The organism is Pelagibacterium flavum, from assembly GCF_025854335.1.
In the GTDB taxonomy this organism is placed as follows: Bacteria; Pseudomonadota; Alphaproteobacteria; order Rhizobiales; family Devosiaceae; genus Pelagibacterium; species Pelagibacterium flavum.
Genome location: NZ_CP107716.1, coordinates 3,869,709 through 3,887,367, shown reverse-complemented (window position 1 = coordinate 3,887,367; position 17,659 = coordinate 3,869,709). Strand labels below are relative to the sequence as shown.

Here is a 17,659-nt window from a genome sequence, read left to right as displayed (position 1 = left end):
GCCCTGTCAGTATTCGCCGGTTTGAAAATCAGCGCTCCAAACCCCATATGGGGTGGGAACGCCGTTGGCTATATCGGCACGACTATCCACATCATCAACACCAACCAAATGTTCCGCGCACCCGCTCGGAATGGAGTTTTAATGGCTAACCAGACCGCATCTGCAGAAGATTTCGAACAGCTCCTTTTTGAGAGCTTTCAGGACATCGATCCCGTCGAGGGCACCGTTGTCAAAGGCAAGGTCGTCGCAATCGAAAAAGACCTCGCCATCATCGACGTGGGATTGAAGACCGAAGGCCGCGTGCCGATGAAGGAATTCGGCGCCGCCGGCCGCGACGGCACCATTGCCGTCGGCTCGGAAGTCGAAGTCTATGTCGACCGCGTCGAAAACGCGATGGGCGAGGCTGTCCTCTCCCGTGAGAAGGCCCGCCGCGAAGAAAGCTGGGTCCGCCTCGAAGTCCTTTACGACAAGGGCGAAAAGGTCGAAGGCCAGATCTTCAACCAGGTCAAGGGCGGCTTCACCGTCGATCTCGATGGCGCCGTGGCCTTCCTGCCGCGCTCCCAGGTCGATATCCGCCCCATCCGCGACATCGCTCCCCTGATGAACGTGCCGCAGCCCTTCCAGATCCTGAAAATGGACAAGCGCCGCGGCAATATCGTCGTTTCGCGCCGCGCCATTCTCGAAGAATCGCGCGCCGAACAGCGTTCGGAAATCGTCCAACAGCTCGAAGAGGGCCAGGTGGTCGAAGGCGTCGTCAAGAACATCACCGATTACGGTGCGTTCGTTGATCTGGGCGGCATCGATGGCCTGCTCCACGTCACCGACATCGCATGGCGCCGCGTCAATCACCCCAACGAAGTCCTGGCGATCGGCGAGACCATCAAGGTCCAGATCATCCGCGTCAATCAGGAAAGCCATCGTATTTCGCTGGGCATGAAGCAGCTCCAGGCCGATCCCTGGGAAGGCATTGCCGCCAAGTATCCGGTGGAAGCCAAGTTCACTGGCCGCGTGACCAACATCACCGATTACGGTGCGTTCGTCGAACTCGAGCCGGGCATCGAAGGCCTGATCCACGTCTCGGAAATGAGCTGGACCAAAAAGAACGTCCATCCGGGCAAGATCGTCTCGACCTCCCAGGAAGTCGAAGTGGTCGTTCTCGAAGTCGATCCCGAAAAGCGCCGCATCTCGCTTGGTCTCAAGCAGACGCTCGCCAATCCGTGGGAAAGCTTTGCCGACAAGTTCCCGATCGGTGCCGAGATCGAAGGCGAAGTCAAGAACAAGACCGAATTCGGCCTGTTCATCGGCCTCGACGGCGATGTGGACGGCATGGTCCACCTTTCCGATCTCGACTGGAACCGTCCGGGCGAAGAAGCGCTTGAGGATTACAACCGTGGCGACATCGTCAAGGCCAAGGTTCTCGACGTCGATATCGACAAGGAACGCATTTCCCTGGGCATCAAGCAGCTTGGGTCCGATGCAATGGCCGATGCCGCTGCCGGCTCCGATGGCCTGCGCAAGGGCGCGATCGTCACCACCGAAGTCACCGCCGTTACCGATGGTGGCCTCGAAGTGCGCATCGCCGACACCGACCTGACGGCCTTCATCCGCCGCTCCGATCTGAGCCGCGACCGTGAAGACCAGCGCCCCGAACGCTTCGCCGTCGGCGAAAAGGTCGATGCCCGCATCACCCAGTTCGACAAGAAGACCCGCCGCATCGGCCTTTCGATCAAGGCCCTGGAAATCGCCGAAGAAAAAGAAGCCGTCGCTCAGTACGGTTCCTCCGACTCCGGCGCCTCCCTCGGCGACATCCTTGGCGCAGCCCTCAAGGGCCAGGACAAGAAGTAACACACATAGTGTGATCGATTTTATGGGGCTCGCGCGAAAGCGCGGGCCTTTTTCTTTGGGAATGGTGGTAAGATCGGGCACTATGGAATAAACTTAAAATGGACTATTCCACGCCATACGCTTAGCGAGCCAACCTGTTATGGGAACTCTCTCGCAGGCTTATCGAGATGGCGCAGCGGCAGGATTCGAACCTGCGACCTCCCTGTCCGGTGATGGCGTCCGGCAAGACCACATCGAACCGTCGAAAACAGGGTGCTCTGTCCACCTGAGCTACGCTGCGGAACTTTAGAAAGGAATATCCTCCAAACCATTCGGTTCGAAAGCTGGAGCTTTCGAGGGTACGTAGAGATCATCGACCTTGAGCGTGATCCGGTCACTGCGAGCAATCGGCGCCAGCATGATCCGGCAGATTGTGACCAGTTCGCGAGGCGTCCGGCTGGTTACATACATTTCGCCAGTATCGATATCGTAATATGGCATCTGAGCCTTTGCCGTGTATGTTGCGACAAAGGCGGCAATGCCAAAGTCCAATAATTGCTTAATCTGCTGATTCAGACTGACGGCTTGACGAAGCCTTGCCGACAGCGGAAACACCGGCTCTTCCATTGGCGTCCGCCAAGGATTCGGCATCATGGCTTCGATCGCGGAAGTCATCGCCTCAAGCACATCAATGTTTTCGGAAGTCGGCTCCGCCTCGCACGTTATCTTGCCGTCAAAGCTGGCTTCCAGCGTATTGATGAGAGTCATCCCAGAATCAACTGGCCGTAGAACAATTAAACTCTGGGCTGCCAAGTCCTCTGCATTGGTGCCGTCCTCATTTTCAGCAGTTCTGATAATTTCACTAACACGTACATTAAGTGCCGATGCGATGCTGGATAGACTTTCCATTTGCATCGGCTTGTCGGTTTCTGCGCGCTGAATCGTCCGCCGATCTACGCCACTTTTAATACCCAGTATTTCTTGGGTCATGCCCGCTAACCCCCGCAATTCGCGGATCTTTGCTCCATCTGGTCTGTGATTTCGATTGCTCATGAGTTTCAATCTAGCGCGAATGGAGCGACAGTACCACGTCAGGAAAGCGGCAGGATTTCAGACGATGCGCTATCGTTGCGACGCGAGCGCGACACTAATGTCTTAGAACACGACAAGCTGGATTAAAATCCGAAGCTGTCGTTACGCGGAACTCTAACAATTTGGGGAAGGGCATCTAGGGAGGCCGAAACGACATAGACAATATCGAGGAAAAAGCTGGCATCGCTCGATTGAGAACTCTTCAGTCGCATCCTAGCTCGGCGACACCCCGCAACAATGCCAATACCCTGCATTCTCAATTCATCGATCTGCTCCTGGAATTGACGATCCACTTCAAGCTTGTCTCTCGCTGAATAGAGATCATGGCAGTCGCCGTATTCGCAAAAGCAATCTTGAAGAGACGCGAGCAACGCTTCGACATTGTCCGTCGGATCATCAATTGATGTGATGAGAAAGCTGTGGGCGCGTTCGGCGAGCTTACGCAATTGTTTCCCCTTCACCATCTGCTGCACGTCCACAGCGACAGTTTCGCGTTCAATACGCGCGGATTCTTCCTTTAGCCTTTCAATATTGGGTAAGGGCCAAGGCCCGTTAAATGTATCAAGGTCATCAAAATCAAAAGCGGCCGCTAATGTTCGACGTGTATCAATACTGCTAGGTTGGCCGCTCTCGAGCCGCTGTATGGTGCGCGGACTGACGCGAGCAATTTCAGCGAGCGTTTCCTGTGTCCAACCCTTTTCTTTTCGAAGCTCCGCAATGACAGCAGCAAGCTCTGGATCGGTAAGGCGGCGATAGTCGATCACGTCTGAATTAATCATTAGATGCTCCCATTTATGGAACAGATCATCGCAACAATAGGAGCGTCTTACCACGACAGGAACCCGACAGCGCCGAAGGGTGTTAGCGCTACTGCTAACTAGAGCCCATCCCCTTCAACACCCCCGCCGTCTCCGGCATCCGCTTCAAACTCGCCCCGATCCGCTCGCGCCAGCGCGGGCCGCGCGCCAGCGCGTCTTTATAGGCTTCGGCGAGATCGTCGGGCCGGTCCTGCGCCAGCACCGCCACCAGAAACGCCGCCTGGGCCCGGTCCTTGCGCGCCTTGATCTGGTCCGGCCCGCCCTGGCGCCGGTCGGCCACGATCAGCTTGTGAATCGCAAAGCGTTCCGGCCGCGGAACCTGCACCAGAACCCCCGAGCGATAGAGCGCAACCGCTTGGACCGGCTCGGCAAGCAGGAAGTTGAGATAATTAAGCCCCTGCGCGCTCACCCCCAAGGCGGGTAGCGGCTTGACGCCTTCCTCGCCAAGCGCCGGCGTCAAAAATTCCACCATGACTTCGCCGTGGCTTTGCCGCCATCGCCACACCTGTTTGTTGTTGATCCCCGGCACGGGATCGAATTTAAGCACATTGAGAATGTCGGCGGGGCTTTCTTCAACCTTGTCGTCCAACGCCACCGAAAGCCGCTCGATACTGGCAATATCGATATCGCCGGTCTGCGCCAGCTCCTCGGCATCCATGCGCACCCCGAGTTCGCCCTGATAGAGCCCATAGGCTGAAGTGCCCACCAGCGTTCCCCCCAGCCGGAACACCCCCGCCCTTGAAAAGGCGAGCAGCAGCGAGCCGGTCTCCCGGTCGGTCGTCAAAAGCCCTTCGGCCCGCAGCGTCCGCGCCAGTTGGCTCATCCGCTGCCGGCGCCCCTCCGATTGCTGTTTCAGGGTTTCGGCCTTTTCCAGCCGCGCCCGCAGCTCCGGCCTGTCCTCGCCCAGATACCGGCTCACCATCTCGGTCCCGATCCGGAACCGCTCGTAAAGATAGACCCGCCCGTTGCGGTGCCGCTCCTCGATACTGCCCATAAGGCTCGCCGCCCGCTCATCGAGATGAAGGCGCAAGAGATCCTGATAGGCCACCACCGCCGAGCGGCTCAGAGATACCGGTTCCATGTCGAACCCCGTTTATGTGCATCAAGTTATAGTTTGCTGCACACAAACATCAAGTGTGCATCAAAAAATTTCCTGATGCACACGGGCCAGTCGCAGAACGCAGCGGCCTGCCGCCGCCCGGGCCTCTAAGCCGAACGCCGCTCGACTCCCGCCGCGCTTGCTCCATTGTCCGCCTCGGGCACCGGCAAGCCCACCGGCAGCCGCATCGCCGCCACCAGTCGCCGATATTCCTGCCGCGCATTGACATGCGACATCGAGGGCGCGGCCCCCAGCGTTTCGGCATCCAGCGGGTCGAACACCGTCATCCCCAGTTTGAACAGCGAGCGAAAGATCACCCGCTCGGCGATCCCCTCGGCCACCCGGCACCCCAGCCGCTCGGCGACCATCTCGATGGTCTGCTGCACCTCGCTGGCGTTGCGCGAGCCCAGTTGCGCAATCCGGTTGCGCACCAGCACCCAGTCGATCGTCTGGCCCGTGCGCTCCAGCCGCTCGGCGCGCGCTTTTTGCACGTTTCGCGAATAGGGGCTGGTCTGGATCGGTTGCCCGCTCTGCTCGTCGATGCGGGCCAGAACGTCCAGATCGATCATCGAATCGTTGAGCGGGGTCACCAGCGTATCGGCAATCTCCAGCGCCGCCCGCGCCAGGTTGCAGTCGAACCCCGGCGTGTCGATGACGATGAAATCGACCTCCTTGCGCAGCCCCGTAACCGAGCGGTCGAAAATCTCGCGCTCGGCCGCCTGGTTTTCCGAAATCGAATCCCCCCAGGCCGTCGGGATATAAAGGTGCTTGGGCATCGGCACGTTGCGGCCCCGCGCCTCCGCGCTGGCTCGCCGGTTGCGCACATAGCGCGTCAGCGTCTGCTGGCGGCTGTCCACGTCCACGGTCCCCACGGCAAACCCCAAATGGAGCAGATAGACGGCCAGATGCAGCGAGGTCGTCGATTTGCCCGACCCTCCCTTTTCATTGCCCACAACAATGATATGCGCGCCTGCCTGCCCCATCTCGAAAACCCCAAATCAGCCAATACACAATCGGCTCCATCAGGTGCCAACATGGTTAACGGGGCCTTAACCGAACCCTCTTCCCACAACTCTTGACTATGCAACAAGTTTGTTGCATAAGGCGTCATGACCACTGACGACGAAACCCTCAACCGCCTGTTCCGTGCCCTGGGCGATACGACCCGCCGCATCATCATCGCCGAACTTGCCAGGCGCGACCGCCAGTCCCTGTTCGAGCTTTTCACCCGCGTGGTCACCAATCACGGCATCGGCCAGACCCGCCAGGGCTTTTCGAGGCACCTGGCAACCCTCGAGGAGGCCGGGCTGATCGAAATCGAATGGCAGGGCACCACAAAGCTCCACAGCCTCAACACCGCACCCATTGCCGCGCTCCAAGCGGGCTGGCTGCAATCCTTCATGGAGGAACACCAATGAAAATCTACGTCACATCCGTCTATGTCGACGACCAGAACAAGGCCCTCGATTTCTACACGGCCAAACTCGGCTTCATCAAAAAGCACGACATCCCCGTCGATGGCGAAAACCGCTGGCTCACCGTGGTCAGCCCCGACGCGCCTGACGGGGTCGAACTGCTGCTCGAACCCTCCGCTCACCCCGCCACGGCCCCTTTCAAACAGGCGCTCGTCGCCGATGGCATCCCGCTGACCTCGTTTCAGGTCGACGATATCGACGCCGAATATGCGCGCCTTTCGGCCCTCGGCGTCGCCTTCACCCTGCCGCCCACCAATGCCGGCCCGGTCAAGATGGCCGTCCTCGATGACACCTGCGGCAATCTCATCCAGATCGTGCAAATGGTCGCCCAGCCGTGACCGCTCTCTGGCGCCCGCTTCTCCCCACCGACATCCCCGCCGTCTCGGCCATCGCCAGGAAGGTGCACCCCGATTTCCCCGAGGACGACGCGGTGTTTGCCGACCGGCAGGCCCTGGGGCCCGATTTCTGCTTCCTTCTCGAAATCGGCGCCGCCCCCGCCGGCTATATCCTCGCCCACCCCTTCCGTCTGGGCGCTCTCCCGGCGCTCAATACGGTCCTGGGCGGTCTCCCCGAGCCCTGCGACACGCTCTATATCCACGATCTGGCTCTCCTGCCCGCCGCGCGCGGCACCGGCGCGGCCCGCCAGATCGTGCAGGCCCTGTTCCCCCTAGCCGCCCCCTTCGGCGCCCTCAGCCTTGTCGCCGTCAACGGCTCGGTCTCCTTCTGGACCCGCATGGGGTTCGCCGTCACCGATGCCGAACACCTCGCCGCAAAGCTCTCAAGCTACGCCCCCGACGCGCGCTACATGGTTGCACCCGCCTCCCGTTAGCGGTAGCGATCACTAACGATCAAATCTGGACGCCACCATGTCGCCTCAAGACGATCCTTACGAGACCATCCCCGTCACCCGCGCCCTGCGGCGCTCGCGTGGCCGCTGGCGGATTTTCGCCTTCGTGGTGCTGGCCATCGCCGTGGTGGTCGGCCTTGCCCGCTTTTCCCCGCTGATGAACCCCGCTGGCGATGTCATTGCCCGCGTCACCATTTCGGGCACCATCCTGACGGACGCCGAACGCACCGCGCTTTTCGAGGAGCTGGCCGAAGACGATACCGTTGCCGCGGTCATCGTGGCCATCAACTCTCCGGGCGGCACCACGGCGGGCGGCGAAGAGCTTTATGCCTCCCTGCGCGCGCTCGCCGAACAAAAGCCCGTGGTCTCCACCATCGGTGAGCTGGGCGCCTCGGCCGCCTATATGGCCGCCATCGCCACTGATCGCATCTACGCGCGCAACCTCTCCATCGTCGGCTCCATCGGCGTCTATTACCAGCACGTCGATGCCTCGGGCCTGTTTGAAACCCTCGGCGTCGATCTCGACAAGGTCGCGTCCGGCCCCTTGAAGGGCAAGCCCGATTTCGACGAGCCGATCTCGCCCGAAGTCCGCGATTCCCTGGTCGATCTGGTGGATTCTTCCTACCAGTATTTCGTTGATCTGGTCGCCGAACGCCGCGGGCTCTCGCGCCCGCAAACCCTGGCTCTGGCCGATGGCCGCATCCTTTCGGGCGTCATGGCCATCGAGGCCGGTTTGATCGATGAAGCGGGCGGGCAATCCGAGGCGCTGGCCTGGCTGCAGACCGAGCGTTTCGTCGAACCCGATCTCGATATTGTCTCGGTCTGGCCGCGCCAGCGCGCTCCTGGCTGGATCGATCTTGTGCTCGGCGCGTTTAGTGGAGCATTGGGCGATGGTGGCTGGCCCGGCTTGCCGCTTGACGGGCTGGTCTCGCTTTGGCACCCTCAAGCCCGATAATGCCAAGGCCGCAACACTTTAGCCTGAGGGTGCCTGCACCCGAACCTGCGCCAGGGGGCGTGCGATAGATCATGATAAAGTCCGAACTCATTGAAAAGCTCGCGGCGGAAAACCCGCATCTTTTCCATCGCGATATCGAAAACATCGTCAACGCCATCCTCGATGAGATCGGTGACGCGCTGGCCCGGGGCGACCGGGTCGAATTGCGCGGCTTCGGCGCGTTTTCGGTCAAGAACCGCCCGGCCCGCATCGGCCGCAATCCGCGCACCGGCGAACAGGTCGATGTGGGCGAAAAATACGTGCCGCAATTCAAGGCCGGCAAGGAAATCCGTGAGCGGCTCAACGGCGGCTGACACCGCCCAGAAGCGATCCGGTTTGTCAAAGCCGCCCGCACTTGCGAAAATGGTGATAGGGACGGCCCTTCCCCGGTCGTCATCCCGGACTTGATCCGGGATCCAGTAACCGGCAGCGCCGGCGGCTCTTTCGTTCCGCTTGCGCGACAGATGGAATAGACATTTCTATGCGCAAACGCATCGTCGGCTGGCTCGTTCTCGTGCCCCTGTGCCTTGTGGTCCTGGTTTTTGCCCTGGCCAACCGGCATATGGTCGCCGTCAATTTCAATCCTCTTGTCGCGCCCGATGAGGCTGCGCCAGGCTTTGGCGTGCCGCTGTTTCTGGTGATCTATGCGGTGCTGTTCATCGGCATTTCGCTCGGCGGGCTTTCGGTCTGGTTCACCCAGGGCCAGCACCGCAAGGAGGAGCGCCGCCTGCGCCGCGAAAACGAAAAGCTCAAAGCCGATCTCGATCGCTCCCGCCGCGCCCCGGCCCATCAGCCCGACGCAGCGCTGCTCGCCACGGACGAATTGGTCTGATGGACCAGCCCATCATCAAGATCTGCGGGGTCAAAACCCCCGATATTCTCGATCATGTCATCGCTCAAGGCGCCGACATGGCGGGGTTCGTCCATTTCGAAAAAAGCCCGCGCCACCTCCCGTTCGATACCATCGCCACCCTTGTCGCCCAGGCCGGTGACCGCATCGAAACGGTGATCCTGCTGGTCGATCCCGACAACGATACTCTCGCTGCCGCGGTCGAAACCGGCGCTCAATGGCTCCAGCTTCACGGGTCCGAACCCAAGGGCCGTGTTGCCGATATCCGCGAGCGCTCGGGGCTGAAAATCATCAAGGCCCTGCCCATCGGCGATAAGAACGACGTGCGCCAGGTTCCCGCCTATCGCCCGGTGTCCGACCGGCTGATCCTCGATGCACGGCCGCCAAAAGGCGCCACCCGCCCCGGTGGTCTGGGCACGGTGTTTGATTGGTCGCTGCTCGAAACCCTTGACCCGTCGGTCCGCTTCATGCTTTCCGCTGGGCTCGATAGCGACAATGTTGCCCGGGCTGTCAAAACCCTCAAACCCTTCGGCCTCGATGTTTCTTCGGGCGTCGAGCGCGAAAAGGGCGTAAAAGACGCCGGGTTGATTTCCCGGTTCATCGCCAGCGCCCGGGCGGCGGCACAATAAGGTTTAGGTCTATGAGCCAGCAAAACGCCAATTCCCTGCGTCAGGGACCCGATGAGAACGGCAAGTTCGGCATTTATGGCGGGCGCTTCGTGGCCGAGACCCTGATGCCCTTGATCCTCGATCTGGAAAAGGCCTATCGCGCCGCCCAGGCCGATGAAGAATTCCTAGCTGAAATGGACGATCTGCGCACCCATTTCGCCGGCCGTCCCTCCCCGCTCTATTTCGCCGAGCGCATGACAAATGAGCTTGGCGGCGCGAAAATCTATTTCAAGCGCGAAGACCTCAACCACACGGGCTCCCACAAGCTCAACAACTGCATCGGCCAGATCCTGCTTGCCAAGCGCATGGGCAAGACCCGGATCATCGCCGAAACCGGGGCCGGCCAGCACGGCGTGGCCACGGCCACGGTCTGCGCCCGGTTCGGCCTGCCCTGCACCATCTTCATGGGCGCCACCGATGTGGAGCGCCAGATGCCCAACGTCTTGCGCATGAAAATGCTCGGCGCCGAGGTCCGCCCGGTCACCGCCGGAGCCGGTACGCTCAAGGACGCCATGAACGAGGCGCTGCGCGACTGGGTCACCAATGTCGACACCACCTATTACCTGATCGGCACGGCCGCCGGCCCGCATCCTTATCCTGAAATGGTGCGTGACTTCCAAAAAGTGATCGGCGAGGAAATCCGCACCCAGATCATAAAGGCCGAGGGCCGCCTCCCCGATGCCCTGGTCGCCTGCATCGGCGGTGGGTCCAACGCCATCGGCACCTTCCACGATTTCCTCGACGAGCCGAATGTGAAGATTTTCGGCACCGAGGCCGGTGGACACGGGGTCGATATCGAAAACGGCCACGCCGCGTCCATGACCGGCGGCCGCCCCGGCGTGCTGCACGGCAACCGCACCTATCTCTTGCAGGATGCGGACGGCCAGATCACCGAGGGTCATTCGATTTCCGCCGGGCTGGACTATCCCGGCGTCGGCCCCGAACATTCCTTCCTGCGTGACAGCGGCCGGGTCAACTATGTGCCCATAACCGACGCCGAAGCGCTCGACGCCTTCATGGCCTGCACCAAGTTCGAAGGCATCATCCCCGCGCTCGAAAGCGCCCACGGCCTCGCTCACGTCATCAAGCTCGCCCCCACAATGGCCAAGGACGAAATCATCGTCCTCTGCCTTTCCGGCCGCGGCGACAAGGACGTCGAATCGGTCGGCAAGCATCTGGGCATGGTGTTTTAAGACCAATCGACATTGCGGGGGCAAAGGCTCCTGCCTTGCCAAAACCACCACGCTGTCACCCCGGCCATCGAGCCGGGGTCCAGTACACTCGGCGCCCAGGACAGAACCGTCAACTCTGCCGCTTACTGGTTCCCGGGTCTTCGCCCAGGATGACTAGGTGGGAAAAGGCCGGATTCGGGATGGAGTCCCGAAACCCGGAACACTTCCCGCGCTTTCCCAACGCCCCCTCGGCCCCTGTCTCCCCGGGATATGTTCCGGATCTCTCCCCGCGCCGCTTCAGCATGACGCCCTTTGGGGGAGACTTTGAGCCGTCTTGCCAATCGCGCCAGTTGCACGATTGGAGGCGAGAAGGCCGTGAGAGCTATGCTCGAATGGCGATGAGCAGCCATACGGGTAAGGTGGCCCTGAGCGCCGACAGTATCACCACCTTGCCTCCTCCCCATCGTCATCCCGGGCGAAGACCCGGGACCCAGTACCCCTAGCGCTTGTGACGCTTCCCCAAACGCCTCACCACTCCCTTGTCACCCCGGGATTTATTCCCGGGGTCCATCTCTCCGCGCCGCTGCAAATGCATGCCGCAAAAGCTATGCGTCTTTCTCACCCTTTGCTACTTTCACTGGCTAGAAACAAAACACTTGACGAACCCATTCCTCCCTGGCTATACGTCAACCCATAGCCAATGGGATATATGTCATCGATGTCCGCCACCCCCGATGTACTGTTTCGCACTCTCGCCGACCCGACCCGCCGGGCCCTGTTCGAGCGCCTGTGCAAAAACGGCGAGCTTACGGTCGGCGCGCTGACCCAGGGCGCCGGCGTCTCCCAGCCGGTGGTCTCAAAGCATCTGGGCGTGCTGCGGCAGGCCGGCCTGGTCAGCGATCGCCATGAGGGCCGCCACACCCATTACAGTGCCCGCATCGATGCCTTGGCCCCCCTGGCGGACTGGACCCGCCAGATGGCCGGCTTCTGGCACAGCCGGTTCGACGATCTGGAAGATTTGCTAAGGAGGATGGATCAATGAAACTCAGCGCATGGTTCCGCCAGGGTCACCGCTGGCTGGCAATCGCCTTCACGCTCGGCGTCATCGTCAATTTCATCGCCCTGGGCGGTGGGGAAGAACCGGCCTTCTGGGTCTATTTGCTCGCCCTCATCCCCTTGTTCCTGTTGCTTTTTACGGGGCTCTACCTGTTCGTGCTACCCTATGCCATCAAATGGCGCGGCGGGCGGCGCGCAAGCGAAAGCCCATGACACAATGAGCAAATCGGAAAGCAAGCCGGTGTTGTTGTCCGGCGGAAATCCCCAGATTCCCAAGGGCTATGGCGAGGCTCCCGTCAGGGCCTATCTCGACGCCATGCCGGGGTGGAAGGGCGATATCGGGCGCCGCCTCGATGCCATTATCACCCGCGTGGTTCCCGATGTGCAAAAGGCGGTCAAGTGGAACTCGCCCTTTTACGGGGTCGAAAAGGACTATTGGTTCACCTCCTACCACTGCATGACGAAATACGTGAAGGTGACCTTCTTTAAGGGCAGCGACCTCGATCCGCCCCCGCCCGGCACCTCGAAATACCCGGCGGTGCGCTACCTCGATATCTATGAGGACATGGGGTTCGATGAGGACCAGTTCGCCTCATGGATCGAACAGGCCAGCAAGCTGCCCGGCGAAAAAATGTGAGACTTACCCAATGCCAAAACCCGATAATGACACCCAGGCCGCTCCGTCCACCGCGAGCGCGTCCGAGCTGATCGATGCCCGCATCGCCGATCTCGGCGACTGGCGCGGAAAAACCCTCGCCAGGGTCCGCGCCCTCATCCATGAGGCCGTCCCCGAAGTTCTCGAGGAATGGAAATGGCGCGGCACCCCGGTCTGGTCCCATGCCGGCATCATCTGCACCGGCGAGACCTACAAGACCTATGTCAAACTGACCTTCGCCAAGGGTGCATCGCTCGACGACCCCAAGGGCCTGTTCAATTCGAGCCTCGATGGCAACACCCGCCGCGCCATCGACATCCATGAGGACGCGGAAATCGACGAGGCGGCCTTAAAGGCGCTCTTTGCCGCCGCCGCAACCCTCAATTCCTTAAAGAAACCCGCCCGGACCAAAAAGTCGCACTGAGGACACCACCATGGCTGAACCCATCACCGTCACCGTCGAACGCGAAATCCCCTTTCCGCCCGAAAAGATATGGCGCGCCCTCACCCAGCCCCATCTGATGGAGGAATGGCTGATGAAGACCGACTTCAAGCCCGAGATCGGGCACAATTTCACCCTGCGCGGCGATTGGGGTGGTGTGGAATGCGAGGTTCTGGCCATCGAGCCCGAAAAGACCCTTTCCTACACCTGGAACCACCCCCACTCCGATCCCGCCTACGCGCTCGAAAGCGTCGTGGTCTTCACCCTCACCGCCACGGCCACGGGCACCCGTCTGCGCATGGAGCAGACCGGCTTCCGCCCCGAACAGAAACAGGCCATCGGCGGCGCCAAATGGGGCTGGGAAGAAAACTTCACCAACATCGAAAAACTGCTGGCCGAGGGCAAGGCGTAAGACAGAGCGACATTCAGCTCGCCCTCAGTTGAATGTCCTTTGGGCGTGGCGGCCAAGTGCACCGAGTGTCCACTGGCCGTCAGCCCCCCGCTTTGTGCATGGCTGGAATACCCATTGAGCGCTTGTTTATTGCCACCGGCAGGCGCATTTAAATCTCAAGAAATCAAGCACCTTTCAGGAGATTTGAACAATGGCACGCAATCGGATTTTCGATTCCATCTCGGGTTTTTTCGGTGACGTGGGCCGCGCCCGCAACGCCTCGAACCTTTATTCCAATCTGTCCAACATGTCCGACGATGCACTGCGCTCGCGCGGTCTCAATCGCGCCGATCTGGCCCGTCACGCTTTCGATACTGCGTTCAACTCCAAGTAATCTGCCGCTTTCGCGGTCGACATCAAAAAGGCACCCGCCTCCGGCCGGGTGCCTTTTGTATTGATGGAGTTGACTTGCACCCCCAACCTGTCCTTTATCCCGGCAAACATTGGCTTTTTCGTCGTGGAGATTTCATGGGCGCCTCGCGCATCGACAAGCGGTTTGAAAAGACACGGGCCGAAAACCGCCCCGCTTTTGTCTCGTTCATCATGGCCGGAGACCCCGACGAGGCGACCGCCGACGCCATTCTCGCCGGGCTCCCGGCCGCGGGCGCCGATGTGATCGAACTGGGCATGCCGTTTTCAGATCCCATGGCCGATGGCGTCGCCATCCAGCTCGCCGGCCAGCGCGCCCTTGCCGCCGGCATGAGCCTTGAAAAGACGCTTGAAATGGTCGCCCGCTTCCGGGCGAATGACGACGAAACCCCAATAGTTCTGATGGGTTACTACAACCCCATCTACATCTACGGCGTCGAAAAGTTCATCGCCGAGGCCGTAAGATCGGGCGTCGACGGCCTGATTGTTGTCGATCTCCCCGCCGAGGAAGATGACGAATTGTGCATCCCGGCGCTCAAAACCGGCCTCAACTTCATCCGCCTGACCACCCCCACCACCGACGCAAACCGCCTGCCGACAGTGCTCAACAACGCCTCGGGCTTTGTCTATTACGTCTCGATGACCGGCATCACCGGCGCCGAGATTAAAAACCGCGCCGCGGTGGGCGAAGCGGTCAATCGCATCAAATCGGTCACCGACCTGCCCGTAGCGGTCGGTTTCGGCATCAAATCCGCAGAAGACGCCGCCCTGATCGGCAAGGATGCCGATGGCGTTGTCGTCGGCTCGGCACTGGTTGCCGCGATCGAAAAATCGCTCGAAAACGGCCGCGCCAGCCTTGGAACTCCACAGGCTGTTCACAATCTGGTTCGTACATTGTCACAAGGTGCGCGCAGCGCCAGAAGCTGATAGTATTGCCACAATTGCTTCCTACATCTTGGGCAGCGCGTTCCGCCCGAATGAAAAGCTGAGACGAGAGAAAATGAACTGGATCGACAACGTCGTTCGCCCCAAGATCCGCTCCTTCCTCAATCGCCGCGAGGTCGAGGACAATCTTTGGGTGAAGTGCCCCGAAACCGGGGAAATGGTGTTCCATCGCGATCTCGAGGCCAATCAGTGGGTCGTGCCCAATTCGGGCTACCACATGAAAATCAAGCCGTCGGACCGGCTGAACAACTTCTTTGACGATGGCGAATATACAAAGCTTTCGTTGCCTTCGGTCCCTCAGGATCCGCTGAAGTTCCGCGACACAAAGCGCTATACCGATCGACTGAAAGAGTATCGCACCAAGACCGGCAACGACGATGCCATGCTTGTGGCCCAGGGCGACCTTTACGGTTCCAAGCTAACGGTTGGTGTCCAGGATTTCGATTTCATGGGCGGGTCGCTCGGCATGGCCGCCGGCTCTGCCATTGTGACCGGTCTTGAAGCCGCTCTCGTCGCGCACACGCCCTTTGTCATGTTTACTGCGTCGGGCGGTGCCCGCATGCAGGAAGGCATTCTCTCGCTCATGCAGATGCCCCGCACCACCGTTGCGGTGCAGCGCCTGCGCGAAGCGGGCCTGCCCTATATCGTGGTTCTCACCAACCCCACGACCGGTGGCGTCACCGCATCCTACGCGATGCTGGGCGACGTGCATCTGGCCGAACCCGGCGCGGTTATTGGCTTTGCCGGTGCCCGCGTCATCGAGACAACCATCCGCGAGAAACTCCCCAAGGGTTTCCAGCGCTCCGAATATCTCTACGAGCACGGCATGGTCGATATGGTCGTCCACCGGCATAATCTGCGTTCCACAATCGGCTCGCTGATCGGCCTTCTGACAAAGGCTCCGGCCAACGACGCCATTCCCGCCGCGCGCCAGAGCGCGACCCCCGCTGCTGCGGCGGTCAGCATGCGTGACGTCGCGATCGCCGCCGAAGGCGATGGGGATGACGATTTCCTTGCCAACGCCCCGGTCGCCGGCCACGCCGAATAGTTTCATAATCAAAAGCCCAGGACGGCCGTGTCCCGCACCGATGCGATATTGAAGCGGCTGCTCTCGCTCCACCCCAAGCTCATCGATCTTGAGCTTGGGCGCACCGAGCGCATGCTTGAGGCCATAGGCCGTCCGCAGGACCGGCTGCCGCCGGTCATCCACGTGGCCGGCACCAACGGCAAGGGCTCAACCATTGCCTTCCTGCGCGCCATGCTCGAAGCGCAGGGCAAGCGCGTCCACGTCTATACTTCCCCCCATCTCGTCGTCTTCCGCGAGCGGGTTCGGCTGGCCGGAAAGCTCGTCTCCTCGCGCGCGCTCAACGCCGCGCTCGAAGAATGCGAGAAGGCCAATGGCGGCAAGCCGATCACCTTTTTCGAGATCACCACGGCAGCCGCCTTCCTGCTCTTCTCCCGCGTGCCCGCCGATTACCTGCTGCTCGAAGTGGGTCTTGGCGGACGGTTCGATTCCACCAATGTGATCGATAAGCCTCTCGGCACCATCATCACGCCCATTTCGTCGGACCACACCCAGTTTCTGGGCGAAACCATCGCCGAGATCGCTTCCGCCAAGGCCGGCATCATCAAGTCCGGCTCACCGCTGGTCGTCGCCCGCCAGCCCGATGAGGCCATGGATGTGATCGATACCGAAGCCAAAAAGCTTGGCGTCATACCCTTCGCCGCCGGGGCCGATTTCGATGGATTCGCCCAGCGCGGCAAGCTTGTCTATCAGGACGAGGACGGGCTACTCGATCTGCCGCTCCCTGCCCTGGCCGGCGCTCATCAGGTCGACAACGCGGCATTAGCCCTTGCCGCCATGCGCCATTTCTCCCTCGTAGAGGATGAAAACCAGCTCGCCACCGGCCTGCGCTCGGTCGTCTGGCCCGCGCGCCTCATGCCGCTGCGCGGAGCGCTATCGGGCTATGTCGCCGAGGGCCAGGAACTCTGGCTCGATGGCGGCCACAACGCCGCTGGCGCTCAGGTGCTCGCCAATGCGCTCAAGGAGATGAACAAGGCCCGCCCGGCCCCGCTTGTGCTGGTGTGCGGCATGATGGCCTCAAAGGACGCCGCCAATTTCTTTGCGCCCCTGGCGGATATGACCAGCCACGTCTTTACGGTCCCAATCCCCGGCGAAACCGGCGCCCTGCCGGCCCGCGCCTTGGCGGGGTTTCCCAAAGCCAGGGGTATCCCAACCACCATCGCCCGTTCGATCCCCGCCGCGCTGCAGCGCGCCGCCCATTTCGAAGGCGCCCGCATCGTCATATGCGGCTCCCTCTACCTTGCAGGCGCCGTCCTCAAACAAAACAAAACGCCTCCAACCTGAAAGCTGGAGGCGTTCTGCTGTCTCGCCCAAACGAAAGGAGAGGCGAGAAATCGAGAATTCTTGTTGAGTCTCAGGGCAGGTCAGGGCTGTGCGAAAACGGGGGCTTTCGAGAACCGGAACGGAGCGTACTTTTGTACGTGAGTACCGGAAGCGCAGAAAACCCGCGTTTGCAGCCAGCCCTCACCTGACCATGCCTAGGCGGCGTGGCCTTCGAGCCATTTGACAAGCCCCGCCTTGGGCGTGCCTGCGCCAACCTTGATGTCGGCGGCTTCACCGCCCTTGAACAAAATCATGGTCGGGATCGAGCGCACACCATATTGCGCGGCAACGCCGGGGTTTTCGTCGACATTGAGTTTGACGATCTTGACCTTGCCTGCCATTTCGCCCGAAATCTCTTCGAGGATCGGGGCGATCGCCCGGCAAGGACCACACCATTCCGCCCAGAAATCAACGAGCACAGGCTCTTTCGAGCCCAGAACTTCTGTGGAGAAATTGGCGTCTGTAACGTGTCCGGTCATGGCACTACCTTTACTA

The 17,659-nt window shown here is 60.8% G+C and carries 23 protein-coding genes and 1 tRNA gene; 18 read left to right on the top strand and 6 right to left on the bottom strand.

Annotated features, from left to right (window positions below; genetic code table 11):
- Positions 1–141 precede the first annotated feature (141 nt).
- Positions 142–1,845, top strand: coding sequence for a 30S ribosomal protein S1 (gene rpsA / locus OF122_RS19395; RefSeq protein WP_264225810.1), 1,704 nt, complete (start codon positions 142–144; stop codon positions 1,843–1,845).
- A gap of 168 nt (positions 1,846–2,013) precedes the next feature.
- Here the strand turns inward: rpsA and OF122_RS19390 are convergent.
- The 5 genes from OF122_RS19390 to OF122_RS19370 form a co-directional block, all read right to left on the bottom strand.
- A tRNA-OTHER gene (locus OF122_RS19390) sits at positions 2,014–2,124 on the bottom strand.
- Positions 2,125–2,130: 6 nt separating this feature from the next.
- Positions 2,131–2,877, bottom strand: coding sequence for a helix-turn-helix domain-containing protein (locus tag OF122_RS19385; protein ID WP_264225809.1), 747 nt, complete (start codon positions 2,875–2,877; stop codon positions 2,131–2,133).
- 122 nt (positions 2,878–2,999) lie between these two features.
- Positions 3,000–3,695, bottom strand: coding sequence for a helix-turn-helix transcriptional regulator (locus tag OF122_RS19380; RefSeq protein WP_264225808.1), 696 nt, complete (start codon positions 3,693–3,695; stop codon positions 3,000–3,002).
- A gap of 94 nt (positions 3,696–3,789) precedes the next feature.
- Positions 3,790–4,815 carry a nucleotidyltransferase family protein gene (locus tag OF122_RS19375; RefSeq protein WP_264225807.1) on the bottom strand — a complete coding sequence of 342 codons (1,026 nt, stop codon included), beginning with the start codon at positions 4,813–4,815 and terminating at the stop codon, positions 3,790–3,792.
- A 125-nt stretch (positions 4,816–4,940) separates the two neighbouring features.
- Complete coding sequence (locus tag OF122_RS19370) at positions 4,941–5,816, bottom strand: division plane positioning ATPase MipZ (RefSeq protein WP_264225806.1); 876 nt, start codon at positions 5,814–5,816, stop codon at positions 4,941–4,943.
- A 126-nt stretch (positions 5,817–5,942) separates the two neighbouring features.
- Here OF122_RS19370 and OF122_RS19365 point away from each other — a divergent pair, with 126 nt between their 5' ends.
- From OF122_RS19365 to OF122_RS19285, 17 genes are all read left to right on the top strand, one after another.
- Positions 5,943–6,251 carry an ArsR/SmtB family transcription factor gene (locus tag OF122_RS19365; RefSeq protein ID WP_264225805.1) on the top strand — a complete coding sequence of 103 codons (309 nt, stop codon included), beginning with the start codon at positions 5,943–5,945 and terminating at the stop codon, positions 6,249–6,251.
- Positions 6,248–6,646 carry a VOC family protein gene (locus tag OF122_RS19360; protein ID WP_264225804.1) on the top strand — a complete coding sequence of 133 codons (399 nt, stop codon included), beginning with the start codon at positions 6,248–6,250 and terminating at the stop codon, positions 6,644–6,646. Before OF122_RS19365 ends, OF122_RS19360 begins: the two co-directional genes overlap by 4 nt.
- Entirely contained in the window at positions 6,643–7,137 is a 495-nt protein-coding gene (locus OF122_RS19355; protein WP_264225803.1) for a GNAT family N-acetyltransferase, read from the top strand. Before OF122_RS19360 ends, OF122_RS19355 begins: the two co-directional genes overlap by 4 nt.
- Before the next feature lie 37 nt (positions 7,138–7,174).
- Positions 7,175–8,110 carry a signal peptide peptidase SppA gene (gene sppA, locus OF122_RS19350; protein ID WP_264225802.1) on the top strand — a complete coding sequence of 312 codons (936 nt, stop codon included), beginning with the start codon at positions 7,175–7,177 and terminating at the stop codon, positions 8,108–8,110.
- Positions 8,111–8,181: 71 nt separating this feature from the next.
- Positions 8,182–8,463 carry an integration host factor subunit beta gene (locus OF122_RS19345; protein ID WP_264225801.1) on the top strand — a complete coding sequence of 94 codons (282 nt, stop codon included), beginning with the start codon at positions 8,182–8,184 and terminating at the stop codon, positions 8,461–8,463.
- A 167-nt stretch (positions 8,464–8,630) separates the two neighbouring features.
- Positions 8,631–8,981 (top strand): lipopolysaccharide assembly protein LapA domain-containing protein, encoded by a 351-nt coding sequence (locus tag OF122_RS19340; protein ID WP_264225800.1) that lies wholly within the window; start codon positions 8,631–8,633, stop codon positions 8,979–8,981.
- On the top strand, positions 8,981–9,628 hold the full coding sequence (locus OF122_RS19335; RefSeq protein ID WP_264225799.1) for a phosphoribosylanthranilate isomerase: 648 nt from the start codon (positions 8,981–8,983) through the stop codon (positions 9,626–9,628). The genes OF122_RS19340 and OF122_RS19335 overlap by 1 nt, the downstream gene beginning before the upstream one ends.
- 11 nt (positions 9,629–9,639) lie before the next feature.
- Entirely contained in the window at positions 9,640–10,860 is a 1,221-nt protein-coding gene (gene trpB, locus OF122_RS19330; protein WP_264225798.1) for a tryptophan synthase subunit beta, read from the top strand.
- Between the two features lie 697 nt (positions 10,861–11,557).
- Complete coding sequence (locus OF122_RS19325; protein WP_264225797.1) at positions 11,558–11,881, top strand: ArsR/SmtB family transcription factor; 324 nt, start codon at positions 11,558–11,560, stop codon at positions 11,879–11,881.
- Positions 11,878–12,108 carry a hypothetical protein gene (locus OF122_RS19320; RefSeq protein ID WP_264225796.1) on the top strand — a complete coding sequence of 77 codons (231 nt, stop codon included), beginning with the start codon at positions 11,878–11,880 and terminating at the stop codon, positions 12,106–12,108. The genes OF122_RS19325 and OF122_RS19320 overlap by 4 nt, the downstream gene beginning before the upstream one ends.
- Positions 12,109–12,112: 4 nt before the next feature.
- The gene (locus tag OF122_RS19315; RefSeq protein ID WP_264225795.1) at positions 12,113–12,532 is read left to right on the top strand and encodes a DUF1801 domain-containing protein; all 420 of its coding nucleotides are present in this window, start codon (positions 12,113–12,115) and stop codon (positions 12,530–12,532) included.
- A gap of 10 nt (positions 12,533–12,542) precedes the next feature.
- Positions 12,543–12,974, top strand: coding sequence for a DUF1801 domain-containing protein (locus tag OF122_RS19310; protein WP_264225794.1), 432 nt, complete (start codon positions 12,543–12,545; stop codon positions 12,972–12,974).
- A 10-nt stretch (positions 12,975–12,984) separates the two neighbouring features.
- Positions 12,985–13,404 carry an SRPBCC family protein gene (locus OF122_RS19305; protein ID WP_264225793.1) on the top strand — a complete coding sequence of 140 codons (420 nt, stop codon included), beginning with the start codon at positions 12,985–12,987 and terminating at the stop codon, positions 13,402–13,404.
- A 190-nt stretch (positions 13,405–13,594) separates the two neighbouring features.
- Positions 13,595–13,777, top strand: a complete 183-nt coding sequence (locus OF122_RS19300) for a hypothetical protein (RefSeq protein ID WP_264225792.1) — start codon at positions 13,595–13,597, stop codon at positions 13,775–13,777.
- A gap of 134 nt (positions 13,778–13,911) precedes the next feature.
- Complete coding sequence (gene trpA / locus OF122_RS19295; protein WP_264225791.1) at positions 13,912–14,739, top strand: tryptophan synthase subunit alpha; 828 nt, start codon at positions 13,912–13,914, stop codon at positions 14,737–14,739.
- A 73-nt stretch (positions 14,740–14,812) separates the two neighbouring features.
- Positions 14,813–15,805 carry an acetyl-CoA carboxylase, carboxyltransferase subunit beta gene (gene accD, locus OF122_RS19290; RefSeq protein ID WP_264225790.1) on the top strand — a complete coding sequence of 331 codons (993 nt, stop codon included), beginning with the start codon at positions 14,813–14,815 and terminating at the stop codon, positions 15,803–15,805.
- A 27-nt stretch (positions 15,806–15,832) separates the two neighbouring features.
- The gene (locus OF122_RS19285; protein ID WP_264225789.1) at positions 15,833–17,125 is read left to right on the top strand and encodes a bifunctional folylpolyglutamate synthase/dihydrofolate synthase; all 1,293 of its coding nucleotides are present in this window, start codon (positions 15,833–15,835) and stop codon (positions 17,123–17,125) included.
- Between the two features lie 194 nt (positions 17,126–17,319).
- On the opposite strand, the gene trxA is transcribed toward OF122_RS19285, so the two are convergent.
- Entirely contained in the window at positions 17,320–17,643 is a 324-nt protein-coding gene (gene trxA, locus OF122_RS19280; protein WP_264225788.1) for a thioredoxin, read from the bottom strand.
- Between the last annotated feature and the right edge of the window lie 16 nt (positions 17,644–17,659).